We start from the raw sequence: 12999 nt of genomic DNA on the forward strand, positions 1-12999 counted from the left end.
CGTCTACCGGACGTCGGAGGGGACCTTACCCGAGGCGCCCGGCCGCGTGGCAGGGGGCCCTGGGGACGGTGCGGGGGTCGGGGTTGCCTCGGGGGACTTCGCCGGTCCGGCGGGGGGCTTCGCGGCGGTTTCGGCGGCCTTGCGCAGTCCCTCCTTGCGCTCGCGTTCGCGGCGGCGGGTCTCCCGGTCGATGCCCTTCTGCGCGTCCTTGAGGTACTGGGCCGTGCGCTCGTCGGTGCCGCCCTTCGCCTGGTACTGGCCCAGGAAGGCCACGGCCTTCTGGAGGCGCTCCAGCGCGTCCATGCCGGCGGGCTCCAGGTCCAGGTGGAGCAGGGCCAGGTTGAAGTACGGGTCCTTCGCGTCGGGCTGGAGCTGGAGCACGCGCTCGTACTCCGCCAGGGCGCGGGCGAAGTCGCCTTCCCCGCGGTACGCGTTGCCCAGGTTGAGGTGCGCGGAGGCGAAGTCCGGCGCGGCCTTCACCGAGGCCTCCAGCTCCACGCGGGCGCCGGCGTAGTCCTCTCCCTCGTTGAGCAGGGCGCCCAGGTTGTTGCGCGCCTCGGCGAAGTCCGGCCGGAGCGCGATGGCCTGACGGAAGCGCTCCAGGGCCTGGGGCCGCTCCTTGAGGCCCAGGTGCACGAGCCCCAGGGCGTTGAGCGTGGACGCGTCCTCCGCGTGGATGGCGAGCGCGTTGCCCAGCACCATGGAGGCCAGCTCGTACTTGCCCTCGCGGGCGTACACCTGCGCGAGCACCTGCATGGCGGGCACGTGTTGTTCGTCACCCTGGAGCGCGCGGCGGGCCTCCGCGACGGCGGCCGGGTGCTTCTTCTGCAATAGCAAGGTGAGCGCGAGCGCCGTGCGCCGTGCCACCGAGTCCTGCTTCGTCAGCGCCTGGCGCAGCTCCGCCTCCAGCGGCGCCGCGCGGCCCGTGCGCGCCGAGAGCCGCACGAGGCAGTCCCACGCCGCCTCCTGGTCTGGCTCCAGCGACAGGGCCTGCCGGTAGGAGCGCTCCGCGTCGGCGACGCGGCCCTGGCGCTCCTGCACGATGCCCAGGTTCGTCCACGCGGGAGCGAGCTTGGGAGACCGCTCCAGGAGCGCCTTGAGCGCCACCTCCGCGAGGCTCAGCTCGCCGCTCCGGGCGACCTCCACCGCGCGCGTGAAGTCCCGCTCCGGCCCGGAGAGGGACTTCGCGACCGGCGCCTTGTTCGCGGCGGCGTCCGGCTTGGGAGACGTGCTCACGGCGGTGGGGGGCGCGGCCTCGGGGCCGGCGAGCTTCGGGGCCTCGCGCGTCGCGGGGCCGGAGGCGCAGGCGGACAGCAGCCAGCACATGAGTCCGGTGAGCGCGAACCTGCCGCCGGCGTTCATGGCGTGCTCCCTTCCGTCAGCCGGGGGCCCGCGTCGGAGCTGGCGCGCGTGGGGCTGGCGAGGCTGCCCAGCAGGCCGTCCGGGTACACGGTGTCCACCGCGATGGCGCCCTTGGCTTCCTTGAGGACGGGGTACTCCTTGGGGCGGAAGCGGTTGAGGGCCTCCAGCGTGCGGTGGGTCCACTCGTTGGAGACGCGCTGGGTGCGGGCCTCCTTGAGCGCGGCGGCGTAGATCTCCACCGCGCGGTCCTCCAGCGCCACGGTGCGCTGGGTGAGCATGTCCTGGTAGGCCAGCACGGCGTCATCCCCCAGGCGCTTCACCTCCGGCGGGACGGGGACCTCCAGGAGCGTGCTGGCGAAGCGCTCCAGCGCGTAGCCGCGCCGGTAGAACGCGGCCAGCGACCACTCCAGTTGCTTGTACGGCAGCACCTTCGCGTACGCGTCGTTCACGGTCTTCACCGCGTCCGTCTTCTTGTTGAAGCTCTTCTCCAGGGCCTTGCCGGAGCCGGTGATCTTCAGCGCGTCGAAGCGCTGGAACTCCGCTTCCGCCAGCTGGAAGCGGCTGTAGGCGGCGGCCTCGGCGGCGCGAAGCTGGAGGTCTGGCTTCAGGCGGCGGCGGTCGAAGTCGTCGGCCGCGGCGGCGTACGCGCGCTGGGCCTCCTTCGCGTTGCCGCGCTTCTTCCACGCGTCGCCCATGCGCCGCTTCGCGTCCACCACCAGCTCCACCTGGTCCGCCTTGCTCGCGAACTTGCGGACGAACGCCTCCAGCGCCTTGATTTCGCCCTTCGTGTCGCCCTGCTTCTCCAGGATGCGGGCCGCGCGGTACTGGTTCTCCGGCGCGTTCTTGCCGTGGGGGTACAGCTCCACGCAGCGCTGGAAGGCGGCCGCGGCCTCCGCGTAGCGCTGCTGGCCTTCGAGCAGCGCCGCCGCGTTGTAGAGCGCCGCCTCGCGCTCCTCCGCCGCCGGGTAGTCCTTCACCAGCTTCTGGTAGCTCGTGACGGCCTTGTCGAAGTCGTAGGACTTCTGCGCGTTGACGGCCACCCGGAACAGCGCGGTGTGCGCCCACGGGGACTTCGGGTAGTCGCGGTACACCCGCTCGTACAGCTTCATCGCGGAGTCGAACCGGCGCAGTTCCTCATACGCCACGGCCGCGTTGTTGAGCGCCTTGTCGGCGAACTCGTGGCGGGGCGCCTCCTCCACCAACTGGAGGTACTTCTTCGCCGCCTCGTCATAGCGCTTCTGCGCCGCCAGCTGATCCGCCAGGTTGAAGCGCCCGGCGAGCTTGAACTTCATCAGGTCGCGGTACTGCTCGCTCGCGGGGTCCACCACCTGCGCGTTGCTCGCGAGCCGCGCGCTGACCTCCTCCACGCTCTTCCAGTCCTGGTCGATGAGGAAGGACTCGATGATGAGGTTGGTGGCGTAGCCGGCCACCGCGTTGCGCGGATAGGCCCGCACCACGCGCTCGAAGCGGGGCCGGGCCTGGGCGAAGTCGTCGTGCGTGTAGAACAGCTCCGCGGCCTGGTAGGCGACACCCGGCGCGGCCTCCGCCTTTGGCAGGAGCGCCACGTAGCTGTCGGAGGCCTTCACCAGCCGCGCCTCCGTCTCCGCCAGGGCCACGGGCGCGGGCGGGCGGTCCTTGGGGCGTTCGCTGGCGCGCAGCGGCTTGCGCGCCGGCACGCGTCCCGCCTTCACGTCCAGGTCGAGCTGTTCCTTCCACGCGAGCACCGCGTTGTGCGCGGACACGTCGCGGTAGGTGTTGTCCTGGTTGGAGTCGCGCACGGCCTCGTATTCCTTCGCCGCCGCGTCGTACGCGTCCGAGTTGAAGAGGCACTCGGCGTGGAAGAAGCGCAGCGCGTACGCGGTCTTGCTGCGCGGGAAGCGCTCCAGGTACGTGCCGTACGCGTGGGCCGCGGAGGCGTAGGTGGCCCGGGCCTGCTCGGCCTTGCCTTCCTTCTGGAACGCCTGCGCCTGCTGATGTTGGTAGGTGGCGGCGGAGTACAGGCTCTGCTCGGCGAGCGTCTGCGCGTGGGACAGCGCGTTCGGATCGTCCTTGTTCTTCTCGTACCAGGCGCCGCCGGGCAGGTAGCTGTTGGCCAGCTTCTCGGACTCGAGCGCGTACAGGTCCATGCGCCGGTCGCGCTCATAGGCCTGCACGATGCGCTGCTGGAGGCGCGGCGCGTCCGGCGCCAGCGGGGTGAGGCTCAGCACCTGCTGGTACGCGGCGATGGCCTCCGCGTTGCGGAGCTGGTCGAAGTAGACGTTGCCCAGCCGCCGGTAGACTTCGTTCTCGTAGGGGCGGCCGCCCCGCCTGGCGAAGAGCTCCCGGGCCCGGGCCACGCCGCCCCAGGTGTCGTCGGCGAGCGACAGCGCGATGTACTGGAGCGCCTCCGAGCGCAGGTCGCCTTCGTCCGCCGCGCTGCTGGACTGCTGGTGCGACTGGTAGTGGTCCAGGAGCAGCAGGAAGCTGTCCACGGACTCCTCGAACCAGTCCATCCGGTAGTACGTCCAGGCGAGCTTGTAGCGGGCCTTGTCGTAGAAGCGGTGCTCCGTGTCGCGCGTGGCGGCGGTGTACGCGTCGGCGGCCTTGCGCAGCGCCTCCGGGTCGGTCTCGTCCTCGAACCAGTACTCGCCGATGCGCGTCCACGCGTCCGTGGTGAAGCGGCTGTTCGGATAGCGCGTGGTGAGCTGCTGGTAGGTGGCGAGGCTCTCCTCGTCCTTGTGCTGCTCGTTGAGGCAGTAGGCCAGCAGGTACATCGAGCCGTCGTTGAGACGGTAGTCCGGGAAGCGCGAGAGGAGCGCGCGGTACAGGCCGATGGACGGCGTGAAGTCCACCTCCGGTTCCGGAGGCAGGTCCGCCATCGCCTCGTCGGACAGCGTGCGCACGCGCTCCGCGTAGTCCTTGCGCGCCAGCTGGTGCTCGTCCGCCGAGCGCTCGTAGTACAGCTCCGCCAGCCGGAACATCACGTCCGGCGTGGCGCGAGGCTCGTCCGGGTAGCGGCGCAGGAAGTCCTCGAAGCGGGCGATGGCGTCCAGCCGCTGCGTGCGCTCCTGCGACTCCAGCGCGGTGAGCGTCTTCTCGTAGGCGTTGGAGATGGCCGCGCGCCGCTGCGTGTAGCGCCGCTCCACCAGCTGCTTCACCTCGCGGTGGAAGTCGCGCGACTCCGCCTCGTACGCCTCCAGCGCGCGGCTCACGTCGCGCAGCAGCTTCTCCTGCTCGGGCGTGTGGCCCAGGCCATCCAGGTAGCGGGAGGTGGGCGGAGCCTTGTCCGGCGTCCGGGGTTTCGCTGCTGGCTGGGCGGTCTTGTCGGAGGCCTGGGGCTTAGAGGTCTGCGGGGCCGAAGCGGGGGGCTTCGCGGCGTGCGAGGCGGCCACTGGCGCGAGGGCCAGGAGGAGGGCGAGGACGGGGCGGCGCATGGCCTTCAGTCCCCCCCTTCCGACGACAGGACGTCCTTGAACTCGGACTCCAGCGCGCGCAGGGCGTCGCTCTTCTCCTTGGCGACCTTCTGGATGTTCGCCGCGTTGTCCTGCGTGCGGCTGAAGGCCACGTCCACCGTGCCGGTGTCGGCCTTGAGCACCAGCTCGTAGAACTGCTGTCGCACGCGCCGGAAGCTGTCGTAGGCGATGCGGCCCACCAGGTTTCGCGCATCCCCGGTCGCGACGGCCACCTCCTGCTCGTAGCCCTGGAGCAGCGCCTGCTCCGCGCGCACCTTGTCGCGGATGGACTTCACGCGGTGCTGCAACCGGGAGTGCAGCGCCACCCGGGCCACCGCCACCCGGCCCCGCAGCGCCTCCGTGCGCGAGCGCACCGCGTGCATGCGCAACAGCACGCGGGTGTCCTCACCGGACAGCCGGCCTTCCCCCGCGCGCAGCACCGCGTGCTCCTGCTGGAGCGTGGCGGCGTAGCGGGAGCGGATGGCGGCCTCGCCCTCCAGCGACGTGTCCGTGGACTGGCGCTCGCTCGCGAGCCGCGCGCGGGTGCGGTCCAGCTCCGCCTGGAGGTCGCGCAGGGTGGCGATCTCCGCCTGGAGCTGCACCAGGAACTCGCGCTCCTCGGCGGGGTCCGCCTGCCGCTCGTCGCGCGTGTCCTCCACCCACTTGCGGATGGCGGCGGCGTTGGCGTGCAGGCTCTGCAGTTCGTACCCCACGCGGAAGGCCTCGCGGTCCACCGCGTCCACCTTCGCCTGCATGCGCTGGCGGCGTGCGTCCAGCTCCTTGCCGGTGGTGGGCAGCGACGCGAACCGCAGCCGCTGGGCCTCGCGCGCGCCCTGCGCCACGAGCAGCTTCTCGCGCTCAGCGGGCGTCAGCTTCTCTTCGACCAGCGCCGCCTCCGCCTGCACCAGGGCCTGCTCCACCACGGTGAGCGCGGTGTCCACGGCCTCCGCGCGGGTGTAGCCCTCCTGCAGCTCCGGGAACGCCTCCAGCCCGCGCGCGTCCAGCGCCTCCAGGATGCGCTCCGCGATGGCCTTCGCCTCGCCCGCGCCCTGACGTCCGCTGTCCAGGTCGCCCACCATCCGCACCGCGTCGGCGACCTCCTTCTGGGTGGACGCGTACTGGAGCGCCAGCGGGGGCAGGAGCGTGCTCACGTCCAGGGAGCGCTCGTTGCGCGCCAGCAGGTTGTCGAAGTACGCGACGGGGTCGTGGTTCACACGCAGGAGCGCGTCCACCTTGTCGCGCGCGGGCGTGAACATGCGCGCCACTCCGTCGTAGGTCTCCAGCGCCTCGTCGTACTGGCGCAGCTTCTGGAGCAGGTGGCCCTGGAGGATGCGCCCCTCGGGCGCGAGCTGCGAACGCGGCGCCACGAGCAGCAGGATGTCCGTGGCGTTCTTCGCCTGCGTGAAGTCCTGCTTGCGCACGTACGTCCAGGCGACTTCCAGCAGCGTCTCCGGGAAGCGCTCGCTCTCGCGAGGTACGCGACCGTAGTGGTCCAGCGCCTCGTCGTAGCGGCCGGTCTCGTACATCAGGCGGCCCAGCGAGAGGTACGCGAGCTCCCGGAAGCGCTGGGCCTCCGCTTCCGCAAGGCCCGTGGACACCACCGCGTCCGGCCCGGTGCCGACGATGCGCTGGAACTGCGCGATGGCGGCCGGGTAGTCCCCGCTCTGCACGCTCAGCACGCCCAGGTGGTAGACGGCCTGCACCCGGAAGGCGCCGGGCGTCTGCGCCAGCGGGGCGAACAGCGCGCGCGAGCGCTCCTGGTGCTCCTCGGGCGACAGGTCCGCGCGCTTGAACGTGCCGCGCGCGTGCACGTAGGCGATGTCCGGGGCCAGCACGCCGCCCGACAGCCGCCGCGCCTGCTCCACGTACGCGTCGATGCCGTCGAACTGCTGGAGCCGCCCCGCGACCGCGAGGTAGCGGCTGACGGCCTCCTTGTAGCGCTGGGGAGACAGGGGCAGCGACAACACGTCGCGCAGGTACACCCGCGCGCCAATGTCGTTCTTCTGCTGGTAGAGCGCGTCCGCCAGATAGAAGACCGCCTCCGGGTAGCGGGGGCTCGCCTTGAACTCCGGATCGCTCACCAGGTCGTAGAAGAGGACGGACGCGGCGGTCCAGTCCCCCAGCAGCGAGTACAGCTCGCCTTCGGAGAAGCGCTTGAGCTGCGAGTCGGCGCTGCTCGGCTCCGGGCGTTCGGTGAACTGCGTCTCCACGAAGCGCAGGGACTGCTCCGCCGCGCGCAGCTGCGCCTCCACGGCCTCCACCGCCGAAGCGCGCGTGCTCAGCGAGGCCGGCATGGGCGGCAGGGCGGCCGGGGAAGGAGAAGGGGAGGGGGCCGGAGGTGCCGGCGCGGGCGCGGCCCCGAGGGTCAGCGCGAGGGCCAGGGCGTGCAGCATCGCGGTCACGGCGCCCGCTCCCTACTTCGGCTCGCTGGAGGTGGAGGCGGGCACGGCCGCCGCGTCCGGAGTCCCCTCCGCCGCGGTGCCGGGCGGCTTGGGCGTCCGCGTGTCCTTGGCCACTTCGATGTCGTAGCGCACCGCGGGCCGGTCCTTCAGGTCGGTGGTGAGGCCGCCCTTCTCCACGCCCACCACGTTCACCGTGGTGACCTTTCCGGACTCCGCGTTGAAGGTGTAACTGGATTGCACCTTGAACTTGTAGCCCTCCAGGTAGCTGAACACGCCGTAGCCGCTGCCCCGGTACACCAGCCGCACCGCGAGCTGGTGCTGGCCCGGCACGATGCGGCCGTTGAAGACCTCCAGCGACTGGTGCCGGTTCAGGTCTCCCTGCGTGTCCACCTGGGTGAAGATGGGCGCGCCGTCCAGCGCGTACACCACGGACTCCAGCTGGAACGCGTTGCCCATCTCGTTCTTGTGCACCAGCACCGCGCGCGCGCCGGTGGACAGTTCGCCGCCCATCACCGTCTCCTGGAGCAGCAGCAGGCGCGCCTTGGAGCGGTAGATCTTCTCCTTCAGGTCGACGACCTGCTCCTCCAGGGTCTTCACCCGCGTGCTGAAGGCCTCGTCCGCCGTCTGCTCTCCGGTGGCGGGCGCGGCTGGCGCTGCGGGGGGCGCGGCTGGCGCTGCGGGGGGCGTGGCTGGCGCGGCGGTGGCGCGCGGCGTCGCCGTGGGGGCGGGGGGCGTCCCTTGCGCGAACACCGGCCCGGGAAGGCCAGCGCTCAAGAGCGCGAGGAGACGGAGGGTGGCGGATGCGACGCGCACGGTACGACCTCGGAAGGCGGCTCTGCCCGACGGCACGAGGTCATACCATCGTTCGCCGGGGGCTGCCCGGTGGGGGGCAGCCCGCCGGGCAGGGAAGCAGGCGGGGCTCAACCGCCCTTGCGCAGCTCGGTGAGGACCAGCTTCGCCACGGCCTTGAGCGTGTCGAACACGCCCACGCCCGTGGGCGCCACGGCCTGGTACTCCGGGATGTTCCGCGGATTGAGCGCCTTGCGCATCTCCTCCACGGTCACCGCGTTGGGCAGGTCGCGCTTGTTGTACTGCACGACGTACGGAATCTTGTTCAGGTCGTAGCCCTGCTCGGCCAGGTTGATGCGCAGGTTCTCCAACGATTCCATGTTGGCCTCCATGCGCTCGATCTGGCTGTCGGCGACGAACACCACGCCGTCCACGCCCTTGAGGATGAGCTTGCGGCTGGCGTCGTAGAACACCTGGCCGGGCACCGTGTAGAGGTGGAAGCGCGTCTTGAAGCCGCGGATCTCACCCAGCGACAGCGGCAGGAAGTCGAAGAAGAGCGTGCGGTCCGTCTCCGTGGAGAGGGAGATGAGCTTGCCCTTCGTGTCCGCCGCGGTCTTGTTGTAGATGTACTGAAGGTTGGTCGTCTTCCCGCAGAGTCCCGGCCCGTAATAGACAATCTTGCAGTTGATTTCGCGGGATGAGTAATTGATGAAGGACATGGCTTCCCGGGTTACTCGCTGAAGAGGTTGTCGATATCGTCGTCGGAGATCTCGGCGAACGGCGAACCGGCTCCGGGGCTGTCGGTCTTCTTCACGAGGCTTTCGAAGATCTTCGTCAGCTCGTCGCTGGCCTTCTTGATGCGCAGGCGCACCAGACCCAGGCTCGTGCGGTTGTCGAAGATGACGACCAGCACCACCCGGCTGCCCACGATGGTCATGTAGAGGCTGTCCTTCGCCCCTTCATGGAACTGGTTGGGGAACTCATTCTCCCCGATGAGCTTCGCCAGTCCGCCCATGGCGGCCACGTTGCCCGCCGTCAGCGACGCGAGCGACGTGGTGTCGATGTTCTGCGTCTGGCCGGCCGAGGAGATGAGCTGGCCGTTCTTGTCGACGAGGAAGACCACCTTCGCGTTCGCGTCCTTGGTGAGCCGGTCGCAAACGGCGTTGATCTTGGTGAACTCCTCTTCGTACATCACCAGTTGCGTGCCCATGGGCGTATGCGCTCCTCAGCGTTCGCTCGCCCCGCGCACGGCGGCGCTCCGATGTTTCTGGAGTGAATCCCGGAGGTTAGACGAGGCGCTACCGACCGTCGCCATGCTTAGCAAAGCAGTTCCACTCCAGCAAGAAGCCAGCCGTGATCCGCGCCGCTTCTTGAAGGAATGACGGCATCGCGGGTTGGGACACCTGCCCCTCTTCTCTATACTCCGCCGGGCCTTGCGCCGCCCGAGCCCCCTCTCCGACATCCTCCCGCGCCTCCTGCTCCTCGTCCTGGCGCTCGCTTCCACCCGGGACGCTCGCGCGGAGCCCCCCGAGCCCGAGCGCGCCTCGCTGCGCCTGCGCTACGGCCTCTCGTTCCGGCAGGGTGAGCAGGTGGATGTAGGGCCCGGGCTCACCTACGACGGTCTGACACCGAACGACGCGGCGCTGACGCTGACGGGCTGGATGGGGACGTACCTGGGCGGAGGGTTGGATCTGCAGCGCGAGGCGTTCGAGCTGAAGGACGCGACGTCGCGGGTGACGGGCGGAAGTCTGGCGCGCGGTTCGCTGGGCCCGCGCGGGCGCCTGAGCCTGGGGCCGGTGCGGTTGGAGCTGGGCGCGGGGTATGGCTTCGCGCAGCTGCCGCTGTTCGGTGGGTTCACCGCCGCGCCGGTGTTGCAGCGGGGCGTGCGGCACGCGGCGCTCGTCGCGGGCCGGGTGCTGGTGGAGCTTCCTGCGGGCTTCCAACTGGAGGCGCGCGGGGAGCTGCCGCTGACGCTCTCCGCGCACGCGGCGGGCGGGATGAAGGCGTCGTCGTCCGGGTATGTCGTCGGGGCGGCGCTGCTGCATCCGGTGGTGCGCCGTGAGCGTTGGACGGGGACCCTGATGCTGGAGGTGCAGCAGGCCCACGACACGATGGAGCTTGAGGGCAGCGGCCTGCGCTCCGAGCAGCGGCTGCGCAGGATGGGGCTGGCGCTGGAGGTGGCGTGGCGGGATGACGCCCGGACGTCTCGGGTCATCGAGGGCCCTCGCCAGGGCTTCGTCGTGCTGAACATCGTGGACGCGGAGACGGGCACCCCGATTCCGGGGGCTCGCGTGCGCGTTCCCTCCATGAAGACACCGGGCACGAGCGAGGAGTTGGTGTCGGACGCGCAAGGCCAGCTGCGGGCGCTGCTCCCCGAAGGTGAGCAGTCCGCCCAGGCCAGCGTGGAGGGCTACGAGGATGCGACAGGGGTCGCCAGCGTCAGCGGCGAAGGGCCGAGCGCGACCCTCCAACTGCGCCTGCGCAAGAAGGCGCCGCCCACGGGCTCGCTCAAGGTGAAGGTGGTGCAGGGCAAGAGCGGCACGCCGCTCCCGGATGTGCGCGTGGTGTCGGGCTCCATCCAACTGCGCACGGACATGGTGGGCGTGGTGCTGCTGGATGGGCTCGCGCCAGGGCCGGTGGTCATCGCGGTGTCGGCGCCGGGCTTCCGCGCGGCGGAGGAAGCCGCGGTGGTGGTGGCGGGGCAGGCGTCGGAGCTGGTGGTGGTGTTGTCGCAGGAGCACAAGGGCGAGCTGGCCACGCTGGTGGGCCAGGTGCGCAGCGCCCGGAGCGGCCAGCCGTTGGTGGCGACCGTGACCATCCCTCAGGCCAAGGTGCGCACGCGGACGGACAAGGGCGGCGGCTTCACGGCGCGCGTCCGTGGCGGCACGTACCGCATCACCCTCTCCGCGCCCAGGCACGTGACGCAGACCAAGATGGTCACGGTTCGCGACGGCGAGCAGGCCATTCTCAACGTTGATTTGTTCCCGAGGGGCCGGTGAGTCGCGCGAGGGTTCCGCCGCGATGTCCGTCCGTCGCCGAGGTTTCAGTGAGTCCTGTCCGCGTCCTGGCGCTGTCGCTGCTCGTCCTCCTCTCCGGCTGTTCGGGGTGTGACCGCGAGGAGGCGCCGAAGCCTCCTCCCGTGGTGGAGGTGGACGCGGGGGCCGTCGTCCCGCTCGCGCGCTTGGAGGGGCTGTCCGGAGACGTGCGGTTGGAGCGCGCGGGCAAGGTGGTGCCGGCGGTGGAGGGGCCGCTGCTCGCGGGCGACGCGGTGGAGACGGGCGACCAGGGCTCCGCGGTGGTGCGCTTCCCGGGGGGACGCACGGTGGAGGTGAGCCGCGAGGGCCGGTTCGCGCTGGGCTCGGATTCGACGGGCGTGGTGATGAAGGTGGAGCGCGGCATCGTGCTGTCGCGCGTGCCGGCGGGCGGAGGGAGCGTCGCGGGCTCCAAGGTGACGTTGAACATCCTCACGCCCTTCGGCCTCACGCGCGTGGGGCCAGAGCCGTCCGAGGTGAAGGTCGCGGTGGCGGAGGACTCCGCGCGGGTGGAGGTGAAGCTGGGCGCCATCGAGCTGGTCTCCAAGGACGGACGCACGCTGCGCGCGGCGGAAGGCGACGCGGTGGACCTGACCCGCGAGCGCGCGGAGGTGGTGCCCGCGGCCCCGCGCATCGTGGAGCTCGCGCCCATCGCGGTGACGGTGCGCGCGACCTCCGGCGACGCGGAGGTGAAGGCGAAGAACACAGGTCGCTGGCGCAAGGTGCGCCGTGAGGGCGAGGTGTTGGCCTCCGGCGACGGCGTGCGCACGAAGGGAGGCGAGGCCGTGCTGTCGCTCAAGGACAACGGCTCCCTGCTGACGTTGTCCCCGGGCGCGGAGGCGGTGTTGGAGGGCGCGGGTCAGGAGGGCGCCACCGACGAAGCCCGCGTCAACCTGCTGCAGGGGCTGCTCGCGGTGCAGCTCGCGGCGGGGCGCACGAGCCGCGTGGTGCTGCCGGAGCTCACCCTGGAGGGCGGGGGCGCGGCGAAGCTGGAGATCCGCCGCACCGGCGCTGGCATGCTGGTGACGGCGCACGCGGGCGACGTGACGCTCCGCCGGGGCGACACGCGGCAGGCGCTGCGCGCGGGAGAGCGCGCCACCGTGGGCAGCGACGGCAACGCGAAGGTGGATCCGCTGGAGGAGGCGGCGGTGGCGGTGGGCCCGGGCAACGGCACGGAGGTGTTCCACCGGGGCCTCGCGGAGGTGGCGCTCACGTGGGAAGGCGAAGGCGACACCGTGGTGGAGGCGGCGCAGGACGCGGCCTTCACCCGCCGGGTGCTGTGGGGCCGCGTGCACCGCTCGTCCGTCAACGTGTCCGCGCTGGCGCGAGGCACGTTGTACTGGCGGGTGCGCAAGGAGGACGGCGCGCAGGTGGCCGCGGGCAGCGTCCACTTCGCCCCCGAGTCACCCACGAGCGCGCTGGCGCGGGTGCGCAACGTGGTGCCGGAGGGCCCGGAGAAGACGACCATCTTCTACCAGGACAAGCCTCCGGCGGTGACGTTCACCTATGGCTCGGAACCGCAGGCCAGTACCTATCGCGTGGCGGTGTACAAGTCGGGCTCGCTGACGACGCCCGTGGCGCAGCGCACGGTGGCGGAGACGCGCGCGGCGCTGGAGGCGGGGGCGCTGGGCGAGGGCAGCTACCTGTGGTCCGTCACGCCGCTGTCCCAAGCGGGGGCGGCCCTGAAGGGGGGACGGATGAACAAGCTGGAGCTCGTCTACGACAACTCGGTGGTGGGGCTGGTGGTGGACAGTCCGCGCCAGGGAGGGGCCGCGGCGGAGAAGGTGCGGGCCTCGGGCGTGGCGCCGGTGGATGCTCGCCTGTCCATCAACGGACGGGCCGTGCCCCTGGACGGCAAGCACCGCTTCGATACGTGGGTGGCCCCCATGGGAATGCCCCCCCTGCTGGTGTTTAAGATGACGCGTCCCGGTGCCCCGGACGTACTCACGGTGCGCACCCTGAAACCGCGAGGGCCTTGAGGCG

At 71.1% G+C, this 12999-nt stretch carries 8 protein-coding genes; 2 read left to right on the plus strand and 6 right to left on the minus strand.

The genetic code is table 11. The features are described from left to right. Positions 1 to 3: 3 nt before the first annotated feature. The 6 genes from FOF48_RS05440 to mglB all read right to left on the minus strand — a co-directional run bounded on the left by FOF48_RS05440 (position 4) and on the right by mglB (position 9194). Complete coding sequence (locus FOF48_RS05440) at positions 4 to 1362, minus strand: tetratricopeptide repeat protein (RefSeq protein WP_143899030.1); 1359 nt, start codon at positions 1360 to 1362, stop codon at positions 4 to 6. Continuing rightward, positions 1359 to 4775: a tetratricopeptide repeat protein gene (locus FOF48_RS05445; protein ID WP_143899031.1), complete on the minus strand. Its 3417-nt coding sequence runs from the start codon at positions 4773 to 4775 to the stop codon at positions 1359 to 1361. Before FOF48_RS05445 ends, FOF48_RS05440 begins: the two co-directional genes overlap by 4 nt. Before the next feature lie 5 nt (positions 4776 to 4780). Further along, complete coding sequence (locus FOF48_RS05450) at positions 4781 to 7186, minus strand: tetratricopeptide repeat protein (protein ID WP_255441936.1); 2406 nt, start codon at positions 7184 to 7186, stop codon at positions 4781 to 4783. A 21-nt stretch (positions 7187 to 7207) separates the two neighbouring features. After that, the gene (locus tag FOF48_RS05455) at positions 7208 to 8008 is read right to left on the minus strand and encodes a dihydrolipoamide acetyltransferase (protein ID WP_143899033.1); all 801 of its coding nucleotides are present in this window, start codon (positions 8006 to 8008) and stop codon (positions 7208 to 7210) included. A 107-nt stretch (positions 8009 to 8115) separates the two neighbouring features. Next, positions 8116 to 8703: a gliding-motility regulator Ras-like GTPase MglA gene (gene mglA, locus FOF48_RS05460; RefSeq protein ID WP_014394794.1), complete on the minus strand. Its 588-nt coding sequence runs from the start codon at positions 8701 to 8703 to the stop codon at positions 8116 to 8118. A gap of 11 nt (positions 8704 to 8714) precedes the next feature. Beyond that, the gene (gene mglB / locus FOF48_RS05465; RefSeq protein ID WP_002637270.1) at positions 8715 to 9194 is read right to left on the minus strand and encodes a gliding-motility regulator GTPase-activating protein MglB; all 480 of its coding nucleotides are present in this window, start codon (positions 9192 to 9194) and stop codon (positions 8715 to 8717) included. A gap of 184 nt (positions 9195 to 9378) precedes the next feature. Here mglB and FOF48_RS05470 point away from each other — a divergent pair, with 184 nt between their 5' ends. Further along, complete coding sequence (locus tag FOF48_RS05470; protein WP_255441916.1) at positions 9379 to 10983, plus strand: carboxypeptidase regulatory-like domain-containing protein; 1605 nt, start codon at positions 9379 to 9381, stop codon at positions 10981 to 10983. Between the two features lie 47 nt (positions 10984 to 11030). After that, positions 11031 to 12995 (plus strand): FecR domain-containing protein, encoded by a 1965-nt coding sequence (locus FOF48_RS05475; RefSeq protein WP_143899034.1) that lies wholly within the window; start codon positions 11031 to 11033, stop codon positions 12993 to 12995. Positions 12996 to 12999 lie beyond the last annotated feature (4 nt).

The organism is Corallococcus sp. Z5C101001 (assembly GCF_007352635.1).
Classification (GTDB): Bacteria; Myxococcota; Myxococcia; order Myxococcales; family Myxococcaceae; genus Corallococcus; species Corallococcus silvisoli.